Origin of the sequence: Actinomadura oligospora ATCC 43269 (assembly GCF_000518265.1) — a bacterium.
Lineage (GTDB): Bacteria > Actinomycetota > Actinomycetes > Streptosporangiales > Streptosporangiaceae > Spirillospora > Spirillospora oligospora.
This window is the reverse complement of the sequence record NZ_JADG01000018.1, coordinates 16,123-34,894: the sequence shown is the minus strand read 5'-3', so window position 1 is coordinate 34,894 and position 18,772 is coordinate 16,123. Positions and strand designations below refer to the sequence as shown.

Sequence of the window (18,772 nt, the reverse complement as noted above, 5' to 3'; positions counted from 1 at the left end):
GGCCCCGCCCTTCCGGCGGGCTCGGCCCCGCCCCGACGACCCCCGGCCCGCGGTGACGCGGACCGGGGGTCGTCGCATGTGTGACGGGCGTCACGATTCATACCCCCAGGGGGTGTGTTATGTTTCTCCGCGTCGGAACAAGTAATACCCCTACCCCCTAGCTGTATAGGAGTCGGAGATGTCGAAGCACCACCCGAGGCGGTGGTGGGCCCTCCTGGTGCTCGCCACAGCCCAGTTCATGGTCATCATGGACACCTCGATCATCGGCGTCGCGCTGCCCGACATGCAGCACGACCTGGGCTTCTCTCCCGGCGACCTGCAGTGGGTGTTCAACGCCTACGTGGTCGTGTTCGGCGGCCTGCTGCTCCTCGGCGGACGGCTCGCCGACCTGCTCGGCGCCCGCCGGGTCTTCTCGGCCGGATGGGCCGTCCTGATCGCCGGCTCGGTGGTCGCGGCGGCGGCCCAGAGCGCCTGGGTCGAGCTGCTCGGCCGCGGCATCCAGGGTGTCGGCGGCGCGCTGATCACCCCGGCCGCGATGGCCCTGCTCATGATCACCTTTGGCTCGAACCCGCGTGAGCTGGGCAAGGCCATGGCCCTGTACGGCGCGGCGGCCCCCGCGGGCGGCACCGCCGGCGTGTTCCTCGGCGGCGTGCTCACCCAGTGGCTGAGCTGGCCGTGGGTGTTCGTGATCTACATCCCGATCGGCCTGGCGACCCTCGCGGCCATCCCGGCCGTCCTGCCCGCCGTCCGCGGCCACCGCGGCTCGGTGGACGTGCTCGGCGCGATCTCGGTCACCGGTGGTCTCGCCCTCGCCGTCCTGGCGGTCGTCCGGGCTCCGGAGCAGGGCTGGGGCTCGGCCTCGACGCTGCTGGAGTTCGCCGGCGCCGTGGTCCTGCTGGTCCTGTTCGCGATCGTCCAGAAGGTCGTCAAGGCCCCGCTCGCCCCGCCGTCCATCTGGAAGGTGCCCGGCCTCGCCGCGGCCAACATCGCCTTCGCCCTGCTCGGCGCGGCCTGGATCCCGGCCTGGTACTTCCTGAACCTCTACCTGCAGCAGGTGCTCGGCTTCGGCGCCTTCGCCAGCGGCGCGGCGCTGCTGCCGATGACCGTCACGATCATGATCCTGATGGTCGGCGTCACCGGGAAGCTCATGGCCCGCTTCGGGATGAAGCCGCTCGCGGTCACCGGCCTGCTGGTGCTGGCGCTCGGCCTCGCCGGGATGACCTTCGTCCGCCCCGACGGCAGCTTCGCCGCCGACGTGCTCGCCGCGTCCCTGGTGGCGGCGCTCGGGATGTCGCTCGCCTTCATCCCGACCATGATGTCCGCCCTCGCCGGCGCCCCGCCGGAGCAGGCGGGCCTCGCGTCCGGCATCGTCAACACCTCCTACCAGGTCGGTTCGGCCCTGGGCCTGGCCGGTGCCACCGCCTTCGCGGCCTCGCACGGCGCCAACGCCCTCGGGGACGCCGTCCGGCTCACCGACGGCTTCCGCGCGGCCTTCCTGGTCGCCGCGGTGATCGCCGCCGCCGGTGGCGTGGCGGCCCTGGTCCTGCTGCGCAAGCCGCGTCCCGCCGGGACGGAGGCTCCGGCGGCACCGGACCTGGAGCAGGTCGCGTGACCGACTGTCCGAAGAGGGGACGCGCACCCGGCGCGTCCCCTCTTCTCCGGCGTAAATCCCTACTTTTCTAGTTGACTATAGGGAAAACCTGGGTCACGATGGTCCCGTGACCGAGCGAACCTCTCTCGTCGCGCGCCGCCACGTCGACCTCCGACGGCAGGCCAGCGCGCTGTGTTGATGGAGCCTCCGGCTCCGCGTCCCGTCCGGGGCGTGATCCGGAGACCCGCACGAGCGCGCCATCGCTTCGCGACCGGCATCGCCGACCGGCATCGCGACCGGCATCGCGTGGCCCGCCTCCGGCGTCACCCCGGGAGGCCGCCGACGCGCTCGCGCGTCGCCCACGACGATCCGCACGGCACAAGCGAGGCCCCACATGTCGATCAAGCCCGTCCCGCCGCCCTCGATGCTCGCCCGCGTCCTCGACCTCCAGGCCCTCGACCGTCCGACGCTCGCCGATCTCGACCCCTACCTCCGTGACCCCGAGGCGGCGGTCCGGGAGGCCGCGGTCCACGTGCTCGGACGGCTGCTGCACACCGGGGACGCGCCCCGGGGAGCCGCCGACACCCTCGCCTGGACGCTCGCCGACCCCGACCTCCGCGTCCGCGAGGCCGCCGCCCGCACCCTGGACGACCTGCCCGAGGCCGTCGTCGGCACCGACGGAGTGGAGGCGCTGCTGCTCGCAGCGGCGCCCGACCGCGACGGGCGCGTCCGGGGCACCGCGACCGCGCTGCTCGACGCCCTGGTCCGCGCCGCGACCGAGCTGTACGCGCAGGGCCTGCAGGAGGACGAGCCGCACATCCGCGTGCAGGCCGTGCTCGGCCTGGTCACCCTGCGCGCGGCGGCCGAGGTCGCCGAGGCGGCCGACGACCCGGCCCGCGAGGTCCGCGTCGCGGTCGCCGGGGGACTGGCCCGGCTCGCCGAGGACGCCGCCCTCCCCGAACCCGCGCCGTCGGCGCTCGACCACCTGCTCTGCGACCACGACCCCGTCGTCCGGATGGCCGCCATCGACGCCGTCGGCGAGCTCGGCGCGCCCGAACCCCTCGTCGGACGCGTCGTCACCGCCACCGCCCACACGAGCTGGCAGGTCCGCCGCCGCGCGGCCCTGGCGCTCGCCTTCGCCGCCCCGGACGTCGCCGTCCAGCCGCTCGTGCGCGCCCTGCGCGACCGCATCGTGGACGTCCGGCGCGCCGCCGTCCAGTCCCTCGAACAGTGGGTGCCGACACACCCGGAGGTCCTGACCGCGCTCACCGAGGCCCTCTCGGACTCCGACCCGGGAGTCCGGACCCAGGCCCGCTGGGCCTTGTCCAGCTAGGAACGAGCCGTCCGCGGGTCGCGGTGCGGACGGGGAATCTCGGGGTGGGGATTCCCTGTCCGTTCCGGGACCCGCGGACGGTCATACTTTGTGCCGTGAGCAGGGTTATCGCGGGAAGTGCGGGCGGACGGCGGTTGGCGGTCCCGGCGGGACGGGACACGCGGCCCACCAGCGACCGGGCGCGGGAGGGGCTGTTCTCGACCGTCCAGGCGCTGCTGGGGCCGCTGGACGGGCTGCGGGCGGCCGACCTGTTCGCCGGGTCGGGGGCGGTCGGGCTGGAGGCGCTGTCGCGGGGAGCCGCGCACGCGCTGCTGGTGGAGTCGCATCCCCGCGCGGTGAAGGTCGTCCGGCAGAACGTCGAGTCGCTGGGGCTGCCCGGCGCGACGGTGGTCGCCGACAAGGTGGAGCGCGTCGTGAAGCGCCCGCCGGACGAGCCGTACGACCTGGTCTTCGCCGACCCGCCCTACGCCCTCGCGGACGGGGCCGTCACCGAGCTGCTCGAATCCCTCCGCGACAACGGCTGGCTGGCCGAGGACGCGCTGATCGCCGTCGAACGATCCGTCCGCTCACCGGCTTTGTCGTGGCCGACGGGGTATATGCCCGAACGTGACCGTCGTTACGGCGAAGCCGTGTTCTGGTACGGGCGCGCCACGGGGTGACCGCCGGGGCGGCGACTACGATGCGTGTCCGGGTGATCTCAGAGGGCAGGGGTCCGCATGAGTTCGGGCGGCACGAACAGGGCCCTGCGCTGGACCTGGATGATCACCCTGGCCATGGTCCTGGCGTTGCTGGTGAACATCACCTACGTCCAGGGCTTCCAGGCGCAGTCGCTGCGGGACGACCCCCTGAACGCGCGCCAGTTCGCGGACCGCGACTCGATCGCCCGGGGGCCGATCGTCGCGGGCGGTGAGCGGATCGCCTGGTCCGACGCCGTCGCCAAGAACCGCTACCAGCGCCGCTACAAGGACAGCGTCACCTTCTCGCCGATCACCGGCTACTTCTCCAGGTTCTCGCAGACCCAGCTCGAGGACTCCGAGAACCACATCCTGGACGGCACCGACCCGCGCCTGAAGACCACCAGCCTCGTCGACCGCATCCTCGGCCGGAAGGTCCCCGGCGGGACGGTCGAGACCACGGTCAAACCGGCCGCGCAGCGGGCCGCCTACGAGGCGCTCGCCGCCAGCGGGGCGCGCAGGGCCGCCGCCGTCGCGCTCGACCCGAGGACGGGCGCGATCCTGACGCTCGCCTCCTATCCGTCCTACGACGCCAACCAGGTGGCCGTCCCGAACGCCGAGCAGGCCGGGGCCGTGTTCGACCGGCTCAACAAGAACCCCCTGAAACCGCTGCTCAGCAAGGCGACCGGCGAGCTCTTCCCGCCCGGATCGACGTTCAAGACCGTCGTCGCCTCGGCCGACCTCGCCGCCGGCGCGACCCGGGACACCGGCGTCCGCGCCGGACGCAGCTACCAGCCGCGCGGCGCGGGGCAGCCGATCAACAACGACGCCGGGGACATCGGCGGCGCGTGCGACAACGCGTCCATCCCGCTGATCACGGCGTACGCGCAGTCCTGCAACACCACGTTCGCGTTCATGGGGGCCGAGCAGCCCGGCAACGGCGGGGTGGCCGACCAGGCGGCGAAGTTCGGCTTCTACAAGAGGATCGAGTACGACAAGGGCCTGTCCGGCGCGGCGAGCTCGTTCCCCAAGACCGACCAGCCGTCGCTGAGCGCGCTCGGCTCGATCGGGCAGGGCAGCACGGTCGCGACGCCGCTGCAGATGGCCATGGTCGCCGCCGCGGTCGTCAACGACGGCAAGGTCATGCGCCCTCACCTGGTGAACAGGCTGCGCGGCGCGGACGGATCGGTCGTCCAGGGCGCGACCCGCCAGTCTCTCGGCCAGGCCCTGTCCGGCGACCAGGCGGGTGAGATGCGCGACATGATGCGGGAGGTCGTGCGGTCCGGCACGGGCAAGACCCTCCAGGGGACGTCCGTGGGCGGTGGCAAGACCGGCACCGCCGACATCCAGGGCGTCTCCTACAACGACCGCTGGTTCATCGGCTTCGGACCGGGGACGAGCGCCCGGTACGCCGTCGCGGTCATGACCGAGGCGCCCGGCTACGGCATCGAGTCCGGCCCGATCGCCGCCAAGATCATCGATGCTCTGGGGGGCTGACCTGCGAACATGTCGACCTCTTCGCCGGACCCGGCGGCCCGGGTGAGGAGCCCGCGACCCGGCCGCGGGCCCGTTGTGGGCGATTTGGTACGGTCGCGCCGCAGGTCGTCCCCGCCCGAAGGATGGAGCCGTCTCATGCGCCGTGTCGTCTGCCCCGGCTCATTCGATCCCGTGACCAACGGCCACCTCGACATCATCAGCCGCGCGTCCCGCCTCTTCGACGAGGTGGTGGTCGCCGTCATGATCAACAAGACCAAGCAGGGCCTGTTCACCGTGGACGAGCGGATGGAGCTGCTCCGCGAGGTCACCAAGGAGTACGGCAACGTCCGGGTCGACTCCTGGCACGGCCTGCTCGTCGACTTCTGCAAGGTCAACGACATCCCGGTGATCGTCAAGGGCCTGCGCGCGGTCAGCGACTACGAGTACGAGCTCCAGATGGCCCAGATGAACCACCGGATGGCGGGCGTGGAGACCATGTTCATGTCCACCAACCCGCTCTACTCCTACCTGTCGTCCTCCCTCATGAAGGAGGTCGTCAAGTTCGGCGGGGACATCTCGGGCCTCGTGCCGGAGCTCGTCCACGACCGCCTCGCCGAGCGCCTCCGCCGCTCCTGAGGGGTGCCCCTCCGGGGGCGGTGGGGCCTCAGTGCACCTGACCCGGCCCCTGAGTTGGGTGATCGCCCCAGGTCGGCTACCCTGGGACATCGGCCAGGAACGACGGTCGCGATTCGCCATGCCTCACGAAAGCAGGAGTGCCCTGTCCCGCAACGAACCCGCGCAAGGCCCGCTCGTGCTCGACACCCGAGCCCTCAGCAGGCAGCCCGGGTCCGAGCGGCGGGAGCGCCTCACCGTGCCGGCTCCGGAGAATTTCGGCATCGAACTGGTGCGAGTGCCCGAGGGCGCGCCGATGGAGCTGGACATCCGGCTCGAGGCGGTGCTCGAGGGCGTGCTCGTCACCGGAACGGCACGGGTTCCCCTCGAAGGGGAGTGCGCACGCTGCCTGGACCCGATCGCCTCGGACTTCGAGGCGGACTTCCAGGAGCTCTTCGTTTATCCTGACACCCGCTCCGGTGGGAACGCAGGCGACGACGAGCTCCGCCTCGAGGACGACCTGCTCGACCTCGAGCCGGTGCTCCGGGACGCGGTGGTCCTCCAACTGCCGCTGTCGCCGCTGTGCCAGGACGACTGCCCTGGCCTGTGTCCGGAGTGCGGTGTAAGGCTGGCGGACGCCGGGCCCGACCACCACCACGACGCCGCCGACCCCCGGTGGGCGGCGCTCGGATCCATCGACCTACAACGAGGAAAGCAGGAGGGCTGAAGTGGCCGTCCCGAAGCGGAAGAAGTCGCGCAGCAACACGCGGCACCGTCGTTCGCAGTGGAAGACCGCTGCCCCGACCCTGGTCGAGTGCCCGACCTGCCGTGACACCAAGCTGCCGCACACCGCGTGCCAGACGTGCGGCACTTACGACCGGCGTCAGGTCATCGCGCCGTCTGCCTGACGGCCGAACTCGTCGTCACCGGGGGGCGGTCTCGCGTTCTGAACGCGGCCGCCCCTCGCGGTTCCCCGGGAGATCCGCGCCGGCGCCCGCCGCCGCGGCCCGGGGACCGGCCACCCGGCGCGCAGCGCCAGCGTGGTGACCGGCCGAGGCCCGCGCCCGGAGCCGTGGTGCACGCCGGGAACTCATTCCCACCGGCGCGCACCTCGCTTTCGCGGACACGCCTCCGTCGCCCCATCGCCGCCGCACGCGCCGTCCACAGGCAGCCTCCCGGGGCTGCCCCGCCAGGCGAGGAGGGCCTGTGAGCGGCAAGAAGGACCGTCCCATCCCCGACAGCGCCGAGCTGGTCTCGGCGCTCGGGGTCGAGGTCACGCCCGAGCTGCTGGAGCGGGCGCTGACGCACCGTTCCTACGCGTACGAGAACGGCGGCCTGCCGACCAACGAGCGCCTGGAGTTCCTCGGCGACTCGGTGCTCGGCCTGGTCGTCACCGACACCCTGTTCCGCGGCCACCCCGACCTGCCCGAGGGGCAGCTGGCCAAGCTCCGTGCCGCCGTGGTGAACATGCGCGCCCTCGCGGGCGTCGCGCGCGAGCTCGGCGTCGGCCGGCACATCCGGCTCGGCCGGGGCGAGGAGGGCACCGGCGGGCGGGACAAGTCGTCCATCCTCGCCGACACCCTCGAGGCGCTCATCGGCGCGGTCTACCTCGACCGCGGCCTGGACGAGGCGTCCGCCCTGGTGCACCGGCTGTTCGACGCGCTGATCACCCGCTCGGCGGGCCTCGGCGCGGGCCTGGACTGGAAGACCTCGCTCCAGGAGCTCACGGCCGTGGAGGAGCTCGGCGTCCCCGAGTACCACGTGGCCGAGTCGGGCCCCGACCACCAGAAGACGTTCCGCGCCTCGGTGCGGGTCGGCGGCACGGCCTACGGCTCCGGCGAGGGCCGGTCCAAGAAGGAGGCCGAGCAGCACGCCGCCGAGGCCGCCTGGCACGCCATCCGCGAGACGGTCGTCCAGCGCGAGGACGGCGGCGCGGGCGACAACGGCGGCTCCGGCCAGAGCCGGGACGGCGAGGGCAAGGGCGGCGCCGCGGCGGCGGTCGCCGGTGCCTGAGCTTCCCGAGGTCGAGGTCGTCCGGCGCGGCCTGGACCGCTGGGTGACCGGGCGGACGGTCGCGTCCGCCGAGGTGCTGCACCCCCGCGCCGTCCGGCGGCACGAGGAGGGCCCGGCCGACTTCACCGGACGCCTGGCCGGACGCGTCGTCACCCGGCCGCGGCGGCGCGGCAAGTACCTGTGGCTGCCCCTGCTCGCCGAGGACGCCTCGGACGAGACGGGCGCCGAGCCCACCGAGGCGCTGCTCGCCCACCTGGGCATGAGCGGCCAGCTGCTGGTGGGTGAGCAGAACCGTGAGCGCCACAAGCACCTGCGCGTCCGCATGACGTTCACCGACGACGGCTCCGACCTGCGGTTCGTCGACCAGCGGACCTTCGGGCACCTGCTGGTCGCCGACCTCGTCACGTCCAGGATGGGCGACCCCGTGCCCGAGCCGGTCGCGCACATCGCCGCCGACCCGCTGGAGGACGCCTTCGACGAGGAGGCGTTCGTCACGGCGCTGAGGCGGCGGCGCACCGGCGTCAAGCGGGCGCTGCTCGACCAGTCGCTGATCAGCGGCGTCGGCAACATCTACGCCGACGAGGCGCTGTGGCGGTCGCGGCTGCACTGGGCGCGTCCCACCGAGACGATGACCCGCGCCGAGGCCGTGCGGGTGCTGGAGGCCGCGCGCGAGGTGATGGGCGAGGCGCTCGCGGTCGGCGGGACGTCCTTCGACGCGCTGTACGTCGACGTCAACGGCGACAGCGGCTACTTCGAGCGGTCGCTGGACGCCTACGGACGCCGGGACGAGCCGTGCCGCCGCTGCGGAACCCCGATCCGCCGCGACGAGTTCATGAACCGCTCGTCCTTCAGCTGCCCGAGGTGCCAGCCCCGCCCCCGCCGGGCGCGCTACTGACGGCGTGCCCCGAAGCAGGGTGCGCGTTGGGCCAGGGTGTGAACTGAGACACGGGACGCGGCCGGGACGGCGCGGACCGAGCCGGAGACAGAGGACACGGGGAGGACGAGGATGTCGGACGAACCGGACGTGCGGCTGACCGCGTGGGTACGCGGTCACGTCCAGGGGGTCGGGTTCCGCTGGTGGGTGCGGGCGCGCGCGTTGGAGCTGGGGCTCGTGGGGAGCGCGTCGAACCTCCGGGACGGCCGCGTCGAGGTGAACGCCGAGGGTCCGCGTACGGACTGTGATCGGCTGCTCGCGCTGCTGCGCCCGGGCGCCCTGCCCGAAACCGGGCTTCCGAGCCGTCCGGGACGCGTGACCGGCGTGGTCGAGCGCTGGGGAGCGCCGCGCGGCGGGGTCTCCGGTTTCGAGGAACGTTGACCGGGTAGGGAATTCCGGTTTGATCCTGCTAAACTAGGGACGACAGGTTGTTACCGGCCTGTGATGTCCGTCTTGACCAGGACTCGTGCCGGTGCGACTCTAGATGATACGCGCACCGAGTCCAGTTGCTTCCCGTGCGCGATTCCTGCTGGTTACTCAGCGTGGAGGACCCTTAGTCATGGCGAAGGCTCTACTCGGCCACGTCGGCGGTCCCGACCCCCGGATGGTCGCGGAGATGCGGCGCCTGCAGCAGCGCGTACGAGACCTGGAGGCCGAGCTCGTCCGGCTCCAGGAGGAGAACGACGCGCTCGCGACGGCGGCCGATGGCGACATGGTGTCGCTCGGAGTGAAGGATCGCGAACCGGCGCTGACCTGATCGGCGCCGCTTTTTTACGTCAGCGCAGTCAAGGACGCCGTTTCCCATGGCGTCCCTTGTTCTTTCCCGCCGCGCCGCCGACCTCCGTCCGGTCTTCTTGACCCGTCGTTGGTACGCGCCCGTAGCTCTGACGGCTCGTCCGACCCGGCGAGTTCGGTGGTTCAGCGGCACGTCCCGTCAGCACGCCCGGTCACCGGGCGTGCCTTCGGGCCGTCCCCGGACGCCGTGAGCGGCCGGGGGGCCCGGGGCGTTATGCGGCCGATCGCGGCACATTGGCGGAGAACGGCCGCGTGGATGCGGGGTGACCGCGCCCTCTGCCGGTATCGTTCGACAGGCTCGCGGGCGTCCGCCCGGCGGGCCACGGGGGTGAGCGAGCCCGCCCGGCGCCGTCCGCGACGGCGCACGACCGCGAGCCGCGCGCTGCCGGGCGCCTCGGCACGTCCCGGGGCGACGGCCTGACGCGCGCACCGGCGCCGCTCCCCGACCGCGAACCCGGAGGAGGACGGCGAGCGCGTGTATCTGAAGACCCTGACGCTGCGTGGGTTCAAGTCGTTCGCGTCGTCCACCACGCTGAGGTTCGAGCCCGGGATCACCGCCGTCGTCGGCCCGAACGGGTCCGGGAAGTCCAACGTCGTGGACGCGCTCGCCTGGGTGATGGGCGAGCAGGGGGCCAAGTCGCTGCGCGGCGGCAAGATGGAGGACGTGATCTTCGCGGGCACCGCGAACCGTCCGCCGCTCGGCCGCGCCGAGGTCGTGCTGACCATCGACAACACCGACGGCGCGCTCCCGATCGACTACACCGAGGTCACCATCAGCCGGCTGATGTTCCGGTCCGGCCAGTCGGAGTACGCCATCAACGGCGACTCCTGCCGGCTGCTGGACATCCAGGAGCTGCTGTCGGACTCCGGCATCGGCCGCGAGATGCACGTGATCATCGGGCAGGGCCAGCTGGACCGGGTGCTGCACTCCGGCGCCGAGGGCCGCCGCGCGGTGATCGAGGAGGCGTCGGGCGTCCTGAAGCACCGCAAGCGCAAGGAGAAGGCGCTGCGGAAGCTGGACGCGATGCAGGCCAACCTCACCCGCGTCGAGGACCTGGTCGGCGAGCTGCGCCGCCAGCTGAAGCCGCTCGGGCGGCAGGCCGAGATCGCCCGCCGCGCCGCCGCGATCCAGGCCGACCTGCGCGACGCCCGGCTGCGGCTGCTGGCCGACGACCTGGTCACGCTGCGGACGAGGCTGGAGCGCGAGGCCGCCGACGAGGCGCAGATCCGCGAGCGGCGAGTCGAGACCGAGCGGGCGCTCGCCGGGGCGCAGGAGCGCGAGGGCGTGCTGGAGGCCGAGGAGGCCGAGCAGGCGCCGAAGCTCGCGCTCGTCCAGGACACCTGGTACCAGCTGTCGTCGCTGAAGGAGCGGCTGCGCGGCGTCGCCGACCTGGCCGCCGAGCGGCACCGGAACGCGGCGGAGGCGCGCGACGAGGAGCGCCGGGGCCGCGACCCCGAGGACATGGAGCGCGAGGCCGCCGAGATCCGCGAGCAGGAGGAGATGCTCCGCGAGGCTCTGGACGAGGCGCAGAACAGTCTCGACGAGGCCGTGCGGGAACGGTCCGCGGCCGAGGAGGGGCTGAACGCCGAGGAGCGGCGTCTGCAGTCCGCCGCGCGCGCCGCCGCCGACCGCCGTGAGGAGCTGGCCCGGCTGCGCGGACGCGTCGAGGCGCTGCGCAGCAAGGCGCAGGCGGGCCAGTCGGAGATCGGGCGGCTGTCGGCCGCGCGCGCCGACGCCGAGCAGCGCGCGGCGACCGCGCAGGCCGAGTTCGAGGCGTTCGAGGCCGAGGTCGTGGAGGACCCGGTGCTCGCCGCCGAGCACGAGGCCGCTCAGGAGCTGCTGGCCGCCGCGAAGGAGACGGCGGAGAGCGTGCGCGCCGGCGTGGACGTCCCGCGCCAGGAGCTGAAGGACGCGCGTGCCGCCGTGTCCGCGGCCCGGTCCGCCGACCAGGCCGCGCAGAAGCGGGTGACCGCGCTCCAGGCCCGCATCGAGGCGCTGAACCTCACGCTCGCGTCCGCGGCGGACGGCGGTGAGGCGCTGCTCGCGTCCGGGCTGGACGGCGTGCTCGGCACCGTCGCGTCGCTGCTGACCGTCCGTCCGGGGTATGAGACGGCCGTCGCCGCGGCGCTCGGCGACGTGACCCAGGCGATCGCCGTCGGCTCGCTCGACACCGCCGAGGCCGCGCTGACGCTGTTGCGCGCCGAGGACGCGGGGCGGGCGGGGTTGCTGATCGGCGGCGCCGACGTGGGCGACGCGGTCGAGCGGATCCCGGGCGTGGACTACGCGATCGACGCGGTGACCGTCCCGGCCGGGGTACGTCCCGCGATGGAGTTCCTGCTGCGGGACGTCGCGGTCGCCGACGACGTGACGTCCGCGGCCAAGCTCGTCCGGACGCATCCGTCGTTGCGCGTGGTCTCCCGTGACGGCGACCTCGTGGGCGCGCACTGGGCGCAGGGAGGCGGCGCGGGCGGCGGGCAGTCGATCCTGCAGATGCGCGCCACGCTGGACGAGGCGACCGCCGACCTCGAGGCCGCCGAGACCGCCGCCGAGCGCAGCGCCACCGACCTCACCGAGGCGACCGAGGCCGAGCAGCAGGCGCAGGTCTCCCTGGACGCGTCGCAGGCCGCGGTGGGGGAGGCGCAGCTCGGCGTCAACGCCGCCCAGGCCGAACTCGACCGCATCCGCGCGCGCGTGCGCGAGGTCGAGTCGCTGGCCGCGCAGGAGGCCAAGCGCGCCGCGCGGCTGGAGGCGGACGTCCGGGCCGCGCGCGGTGAGGTCGAACGCCTGGGCAAGTCGCTGGAGGCCGCGGCCGAGTCCCGTGAGGCCGACCTTCAGGCGGCCGACGAGCTGGCGATGCGGCTGGAGGAGGCCGAGGAGGCCGCCAACGTCGCCGACGAGGCCGGTGAGGACACCTCCGCCCGCGACGAGCTGTCCGCGCAGTTGCAGGAGCTCCGCTCGGGCGAGATGGAGGCGCGGCTGTCGGTCCGCACCGCCGAGGAACGCGTCCAGGCCATCTCCGGACGCGCCGACGCCCTCGAACGGGGAGCCCGCCGCGAGCGCGAGGAGCGCGCCCGCGCCGCCCGGCGTCGCGCGCGCCGCGAGCAGCAGGCGAAGATCGCCGAGGCGGTGCACCACGGCTCGCTGGCCGCGCTGGCGCGCATCGAGCAGTCGCTCGCCACGGCCGTGACGCAGCGCGAGGCGGCCGAGGAGGCGCGCGCCGCCCGCGAGTCCGAGCTTCGGGTGATCCGCACGCAGGTGCGCGAGCTGTCGTCCATGCTGGAGCGGCTCGTCAACGTCGTGCACGGCAACGAGGTCGCGCGCGCCGAGCAGCGCCTGCGGTTGGAGCAGCTGGAGCAGCGTGCGCTGGAGGAGTTCGGCCTGGAGGTCGAGGCGCTGGTCGGCGAGTACGGGCCGGACCAGCCCGTCCCGCCCGGCCCGGAGGCTCCTGAGGACGCCCAGCCGGTCCCGTACGACCGTCCGACGCAGGAGAAGCGGGCGAAGAAGGGCGAGCGCGAGCTGAACCAGCTCGGCAAGGTCAACCCGCTCGCGCTGGAGGAGTTCGCGGCGCTGGAGGAGCGGCACGCGTTCCTGACCTCGCAGCTGGAGGACCTCAAGAAGACCCGCCGCGACCTGCTGCTGGTCGTCAAGGAGGTCGACGACCGGGTGCAGCAGGTGTTCGCGTCCGCCTACGCCGACACCGAGCGCGAGTTCGAGCGGATCTTCGCCCGGCTGTTCCCCGGCGGCGAGGGCAGTCTGTCGCTCACCGAGCCCGACGACATGCTCACCACCGGCGTCGAGGTCTCGGCCCGTCCGCCGGGCAAGAAGGTCAAGCGGCTGTCGCTGCTGTCCGGGGGCGAGCGGTCGCTGGTCGCGATCGCGTTCCTCGTCGCGGTCTTCAAGGCCCGCCCGTCGCCGTTCTATGTCCTGGACGAGGTGGAGGCGGCGCTCGACGACACCAACACCCAGCGCCTCATCAAGGTGTTCGAGGAGCTGCGCGAGTCGTCCCAGCTGATCGTCATCACCCACCAGAAGCGGACGATGGAGGGCGCGGACGCGCTCTACGGCGTGTCGATGCGCGGTGACGGTGTGACACAGGTGGTCAGCCAGCGACTCGTCCGGGACGAACCGGAGCCCGCCGCGGTGTCCGTTTAGTTCCACTCGTTCAGGTTGAAGAGGGTTGGGTGATCCGGTAGACATGTCCGCCGGTGCGCTCGTGTTCCCCCGCCTGGAGCGACCCCGCCCGGCGTGCGGGCGCGCCCTAGAGAGGCGGACGACCCATGGACGTAGCACGCCTGAAAGACAACTTCGCCCTGGTCGGAGGTCATGGCCAGGACGTCGCGGAGTACTTCTACGCCGACCTGTTCGAGCGTGACCCGCAGCTGCGCAAGCTGTTCTCCGGCTCGATGGCCAAGCAGCACGAGAAGCTGCTGCAGGCGCTCGCGCACATCGTCGCCCACGTCGACGACACCGACACGCTCGTCCCGTTCCTGCGCGACCTCGGCGTCCGGCACAACGGGTTCGGCGTCGTCGCGGAGTACTACCCGCAGGTCGGCGCGAGCCTGATCGCGACCCTGAAGTACTTCAGCGGGTCCGCCTGGACGCCGGAGCTGGAGGGCGACTGGGCCGCGGCCTACGGCGTGGTCGCGCAGGTGATGACCGAGGCCGCGGAGGGTGAGCGGGCGAACGCGTGAGACCCGGAGCCCCCGACCACGGCCGCTACCGGGAGAACGAGTGGACGCCCAACGACTGAAGGAGAACTTCGCCCAGGTCGCCCAGCACGGCGACGCGGTGGCGCTGTTCTTCTACTCCGACCTTTTCCTGCGGAACCCGCACCTTCGGGACATGTTCCCGATCGGGATGAGCGGGCAGCGCGACAAGCTGCTGCGCGCGCTCGGGCAGATCGTCTCCAACGTCGATGACCTCGGCGAGCTGGTGCCGTTCCTGCAGGGACTCGGCCGGGACCACCGCAAGTTCGGGATCATCGCCGAGCACTATCCGCACGTCGGGGCGAGCCTGGTCGCGACGTTGCGGCACTACTCGGGGGCGTCCTGGACACCCGAGCTGGAGGCCGACTGGGTCGCCGCCTACGACGTGGTCTCCCACGTCATGCTGGAGGCGGCGGACCAGGACGGGATGGCCGCGCCCGCGTGGTGGAGCGGCGAGGTCGTCGCGGTGGAACGCCGCCGCTTCGACATCGCGGTGCTGCGGGTGCGGCCCGACCAGCCGCTCCCGTACGCGCCCGGCCAGTCGGTCGCGGTGGAGCTGCCGCAGCGGCTGCGGCACTGGCGCTACCTGTCGATGGCGAACGCCCCGCGTCCGGACAACACGCTGGACTTCCACGTCCGGCTGGTGGACGGCGGGGCGGTCAGCCCGGTGCTGGTCCGGTCCGTTCAGGCGGGGGACCGGCTGCGGATGGGCGCGGCCGTCGGCACGCTCGTGCTGGACGAGTCGTCCCACCGGGACGTGCTGATGGTCGCGGGCAGCACCGGCCTCGCGCCGCTCAAGGCGATCCTGGAGCAGCTGGCGCAGCGGCAGACGCCGCCGCGCACCACGCTGTTCTTCGGGGCACGCACCCGCGACGCCCTGTACGACCTGCCGCACCTGGCCGAGCTCGCGGGCGGACACCCCTGGCTCACGGTCGTGGCGGCGGTGTCGGACGAGCCGGGCGGGGGTGGATTCGGGATGTCGTTCGGCTCGCCGTTCGGCGCTCCCGAGGGCTACGGGCCTCCCGGTGTTCCCGGCTCGCCGGTGTCCTTCGGGGCGTCCAGCTGGTTCGGCGGGCCGCCTTCCGGCGCGTCGCCCGGCCGGCCTCCGGGTTCGGCGTCCGGCCGGCCTCCGGGGCAGGCCCCCGGGCAGGCGGCGTCCGGGGACGCGGCGTCCGGGCACGCCGCCTTCGGCGACACCTTCGGGTCCGCCGCCGCACCGGTGCCGTCCGCCCCGCCGCGGATCGAGCACGGCACGCTCGCCGAGGTGGTGGGACGGTACGGCTCCTGGCACGGCCACGACATCTACGTGTGCGGGCCGGACGCCATGGTCGAGAGCACGGCGGACCGGCTGCTCCGTGACGGCGTGCCCCGCGACCGCATCCGGCTGGAATCCTTCGCACAGAGGTGATCTCGTGAACCCAGCACACCCTCCCCTCGCCCCGGGCGGCCCCCGGCTGACCCCGGGCGAGGTCCAGGCGGCGGCCTTCGCGCGGGCGGCGCTCGGGCGCCGGGGCCTCGACGAGGACCAGGTCCGCGAGTTCCTCCAGCGGGTCGAGCACGAGCTGGTCCAGCTCCTGAACGAGCGCGCGGCGCTCGCCCAGGAGGTGGACCGGCTGCGCGCGGCGCCGCCGGACGGCGGGCCCGACGACGCCCGGCCGGACGACGCCCACTTCCAGGCCGTCCGGATCCTGTCGCAGGCGCAGCAGACCGCCGACCTGTACGTCGCGGACGCCGAGCGGTACACGCGCGAGATGGCGCAGGAGGCGCGGCAGCACCGGGACGCGATCCTGACCGACGCGCAGACGCGGGCCGGGCGGATGATGGAGGAGGCGCACCACCGCGCCGCCGCCATGGCCGACCAGGCCGCGCGGTCGGCCGGGTCCCCACCTGCCGCGCCACCGGCCCGGCCGGACACGCCCTCGGCGGGCCATCCGGATGGGCCCGCCTATCCGGAGTCCCCGATGGAGATGACCCGGGTGGACGGCGCGTCGCTCGACGCCGACGAGCGGCGCCGGATGGAGCGTGAGATCGCCTATCTGCGCACCTACAGCGACGTCTACCGGACGCATCTGCGCGCGTACCTCGAGGCGCTGCTGCGGAACGTGGACGAGTGGGAGAAGTCGGAGAAGGAGAATCCCGAGAAACCTCGCTGAACGGTCGATAAGCCTCAACGATCTGGGCGGACTTTGCCTATTGAGGGCTTTCTTTCCCGAGGATCGAGGAATCTGGGGAGGTGCCTTCTAAGCCGGTTTCCGTAGCGTCCAAAGGTGGCCACGCGTGTCCGAACGCTGATCATCGCCGTCACCGTTCCGGCCGCGCTCCTCGCGCCGGCCGGAACGGTGATCCACGCGACCAAACCCCACCAGCCCAAGCCGCCCCGGCGTCCGCCGCGGGCGATCCCCGCGACCAAGCCCAGGCCGCCCAGGCCGCCCTGGCGTCCGCCGCCGGGTGCTCCGGCCACCGCCGCCTGGCGTTTCCATTGGGGAAAGCCGGTCGCGTCCGACGACTTCCGCGCGAGGCGTCTCGACCGTCGCGCCTGGGAGATCTACGACGGCCCAGGTCAGGGAGGTAAAGGGCGTCGCAGCCCGCGTGCGGTGAGCGTCCGGAAAGGCGTCCTCACCCTGACCGGACGTCCCAATGGCATGACCGGCGGCGCGGCCTGGAAACGCGGTTCGCAGCGGACGGGTCGTTGGGAGGCCCGGGTCCGGATGTCCCGCTCCTGCGCCTCGTACCACCCCGTCCTGCTGCTGTGGCCGACGCGCGCCCGCGGGGGAGTCGCCCCCAAGGGCGGTGGCGGCGAGGTGGACTGGCTGGAGGTCGCCGACAACGGCACCCGCCAGAAGGCCGAGTTCTTCCTGCACTACGGGCCCACACGCAAGGACAGGCGGATCGCCGGTCAGGTCCACGTCGACCTGACCCGCTGGCACGCCTTCGCCGTTGAGTGGACGTCCACGTGGGTCAGCGGCTTCGTGGACGGCAGGCGCTGGTTCCACACCACCCGCCGCTACGCCCTGCCCCGCGGGCGGATGGGGCAGACGATCCAGCTCGACTGGTTCCCCGAGGACGCCCGCCGCACCGCGCGCGGGATCAAGGGGAACGCCCCCGCGACGCTCCAGGTCGACTGGATCCGCATGTATCGGCGCTGACGGGGCCGGAAGGCGTTCCATCCGGCGCTCGGGTACGGGGCATCGGCGGCCGTCTGGAAAACTGGACCCGCTATGGAATACGTGATCCTCATCGCCGGGCTGGCCGTCCTCGCGTTGATCGTGGGCGGCGTGATGTTCTTGCGGCCCGGCCGCCGCAAGCCCCAAGCTCCCGTCGAACCAGCGGAGCGGCCCGACATCCAGGCAGGCGCGACCACCGCGCCGCCGGAGGAGGATCAGGCCGCCCCGACGGTGGAACGGGCCCCGCCCACGCCCGCCGCGCCGCCCAAGCCGGAGATCGAGGTCCCGCCGCCGTCCGCGGGCCGCCTCGTCCGGCTGCGCGCCCGGCTCGCCCGGTCCCAGAACACCTTCGGCAAGACCCTGCTCGGCCTGCTGTCCCGCGACCACCTCGACGACGAGGCGTGGGACGAGATCGAGGACACCCTGATCGGCGCCGACATCGGCGTCTCGGTCGCCCGCCAGATCACCGACGACCTGCGCACCCGCGTCCAGGTGCTCGGCAGCCGCACGCCCGCCGAGGTGCGCGCCCTGCTGCACGAGGAGCTGGTCAAGCAGATCGGCCCGGACCTGGACCGCTCGCTCCACACCGACAGGCACGGCGACAAGCCCGCCATCCTGATGGTCGTCGGGGTCAACGGCACCGGCAAGACCACCACGACCGGCAAGCTGGCCCGCGTCCTGGTCGGGGACGGCAAGACCGTCGTCCTCGGCGCGGCCGACACCTTCCGCGCCGCCGCCGCCGACCAGCTCCAGACCTGGGGCGAGCGGGTCGGCGCGCAGGTCGTCCGCAAGGACGAGGGCGCCGACCCGGCCTCGGTCGCGTTCGACGCGGTCAAGGTGGGCATCGACAGCAGGGTCGACACGGTGATCATCGACACCGCGGGACGGCTGCACACCAAGGCCGGGCTCATGGACGAGCTCGGCAAGGTCAAGCGGGTCGTGGAGAAGCAGGCCGCGGTCGACGAGGTCCTGCTCGTCCTGGACGCCACGACCGGCCAGAACGGCATGCAGCAGGCCCGCGTGTTCGCCGAGGTCGTCAACATCACCGGCATCGCCCTGACCAAGCTGGACGGCACCGCCAAGGGCGGCATCGTCGTCCAGGTGCAGCGCGAGCTGGGCGTTCCGGTCAAGCTCGTCGGCCTCGGCGAGGGCCCGGACGACCTGGCCCCCTTCGAGCCCGACGCGTTCGTGGACGCGATCCTCGGCGACTGATCATCGCCCGATCACCTGCCCGATCACCCGAGCACCGACTGATCGAGAAGGCCCCGCCGGTCACCCGACCGGCGGGGCCTTCTCGTATGAAATGACCTAGCGGAAAAGCCCGAAACACCTGTCCGGACCGGGGAGTCGGTGAGGGTTCCGAAACAACCGCGCAACACGCCGTGACGGGGTTTCACACCGCCGAAACACGGGAGCCGAACAGGCGAAACGGCCGCGCCGGAATCTTTTGCCCAGTCCACGTTCCCGGTCGAG

18 protein-coding genes are annotated in these 18,772 nt (G+C 72.9%); all 18 read left to right on the top strand.

Annotated elements, in window-relative coordinates:
- Window positions 1-178 precede the first annotated feature (178 nt).
- Window positions 179-1,612 carry an MFS transporter gene (locus P696_RS0126235; protein ID WP_026414651.1) on the top strand — a complete coding sequence of 478 codons (1,434 nt, stop codon included), beginning with the start codon at window positions 179-181 and terminating at the stop codon, window positions 1,610-1,612.
- 106 nt (window positions 1,613-1,718) lie between these two features.
- Window positions 1,719-1,790, top strand: coding sequence for a putative leader peptide (locus P696_RS59405; protein WP_378239651.1), 72 nt, complete (start codon window positions 1,719-1,721; stop codon window positions 1,788-1,790).
- 195 nt (window positions 1,791-1,985) lie between these two features.
- Entirely contained in the window at window positions 1,986-2,924 is a 939-nt protein-coding gene (locus P696_RS0126230; protein ID WP_051468196.1) for a HEAT repeat domain-containing protein, read from the top strand.
- A 95-nt stretch (window positions 2,925-3,019) separates the two neighbouring features.
- On the top strand, window positions 3,020-3,583 hold the full coding sequence (gene rsmD, locus P696_RS0126225; protein ID WP_026414649.1) for a 16S rRNA (guanine(966)-N(2))-methyltransferase RsmD: 564 nt from the start codon (window positions 3,020-3,022) through the stop codon (window positions 3,581-3,583).
- Between the two features lie 57 nt (window positions 3,584-3,640).
- Window positions 3,641-5,095 (top strand): penicillin-binding transpeptidase domain-containing protein, encoded by a 1,455-nt coding sequence (locus P696_RS0126220; protein ID WP_051468195.1) that lies wholly within the window; start codon window positions 3,641-3,643, stop codon window positions 5,093-5,095.
- A gap of 135 nt (window positions 5,096-5,230) precedes the next feature.
- Window positions 5,231-5,710, top strand: a complete 480-nt coding sequence (gene coaD / locus P696_RS0126215; protein ID WP_026414647.1) for a pantetheine-phosphate adenylyltransferase — start codon at window positions 5,231-5,233, stop codon at window positions 5,708-5,710.
- A gap of 175 nt (window positions 5,711-5,885) precedes the next feature.
- Window positions 5,886-6,413: a YceD family protein gene (locus tag P696_RS0126210; RefSeq protein WP_084338167.1), complete on the top strand. Its 528-nt coding sequence runs from the start codon at window positions 5,886-5,888 to the stop codon at window positions 6,411-6,413.
- A 1-nt stretch (window position 6,414) separates the two neighbouring features.
- Window positions 6,415-6,594 (top strand): 50S ribosomal protein L32, encoded by a 180-nt coding sequence (gene rpmF, locus P696_RS0126205; RefSeq protein ID WP_026414645.1) that lies wholly within the window; start codon window positions 6,415-6,417, stop codon window positions 6,592-6,594.
- Between the two features lie 322 nt (window positions 6,595-6,916).
- Entirely contained in the window at window positions 6,917-7,699 is a 783-nt protein-coding gene (rnc, locus tag P696_RS0126200; protein ID WP_026414644.1) for a ribonuclease III, read from the top strand.
- Entirely contained in the window at window positions 7,692-8,594 is a 903-nt protein-coding gene (gene mutM, locus P696_RS0126195) for a bifunctional DNA-formamidopyrimidine glycosylase/DNA-(apurinic or apyrimidinic site) lyase (RefSeq protein WP_026414643.1), read from the top strand. The genes rnc and mutM overlap by 8 nt, the downstream gene beginning before the upstream one ends.
- A 111-nt stretch (window positions 8,595-8,705) precedes the next feature.
- Complete coding sequence (locus tag P696_RS0126190) at window positions 8,706-9,014, top strand: acylphosphatase (RefSeq protein WP_026414642.1); 309 nt, start codon at window positions 8,706-8,708, stop codon at window positions 9,012-9,014.
- Between the two features lie 178 nt (window positions 9,015-9,192).
- The gene (locus P696_RS0126185; RefSeq protein ID WP_026414641.1) at window positions 9,193-9,390 is read left to right on the top strand and encodes a hypothetical protein; all 198 of its coding nucleotides are present in this window, start codon (window positions 9,193-9,195) and stop codon (window positions 9,388-9,390) included.
- A gap of 513 nt (window positions 9,391-9,903) precedes the next feature.
- Window positions 9,904-13,581, top strand: coding sequence for a chromosome segregation protein SMC (gene smc, locus P696_RS0126180; RefSeq protein WP_026414640.1), 3,678 nt, complete (start codon window positions 9,904-9,906; stop codon window positions 13,579-13,581).
- A 125-nt stretch (window positions 13,582-13,706) separates the two neighbouring features.
- Entirely contained in the window at window positions 13,707-14,120 is a 414-nt protein-coding gene (locus tag P696_RS0126175) for a globin domain-containing protein (protein ID WP_026414639.1), read from the top strand.
- Between the two features lie 40 nt (window positions 14,121-14,160).
- Window positions 14,161-15,543 (top strand): globin domain-containing protein, encoded by a 1,383-nt coding sequence (locus P696_RS52990; protein WP_051468194.1) that lies wholly within the window; start codon window positions 14,161-14,163, stop codon window positions 15,541-15,543.
- A gap of 4 nt (window positions 15,544-15,547) precedes the next feature.
- Window positions 15,548-16,288, top strand: a complete 741-nt coding sequence (locus P696_RS0126165) for a DivIVA domain-containing protein (protein WP_026414638.1) — start codon at window positions 15,548-15,550, stop codon at window positions 16,286-16,288.
- Window positions 16,289-16,402: 114 nt separating this feature from the next.
- Window positions 16,403-17,281, top strand: a complete 879-nt coding sequence (locus P696_RS52985) for a glycoside hydrolase family 16 protein (RefSeq protein ID WP_051468193.1) — start codon at window positions 16,403-16,405, stop codon at window positions 17,279-17,281.
- A gap of 72 nt (window positions 17,282-17,353) precedes the next feature.
- Window positions 17,354-18,511, top strand: a complete 1,158-nt coding sequence (ftsY, locus tag P696_RS0126155; protein WP_026414637.1) for a signal recognition particle-docking protein FtsY — start codon at window positions 17,354-17,356, stop codon at window positions 18,509-18,511.
- Window positions 18,512-18,772 lie beyond the last annotated feature (261 nt).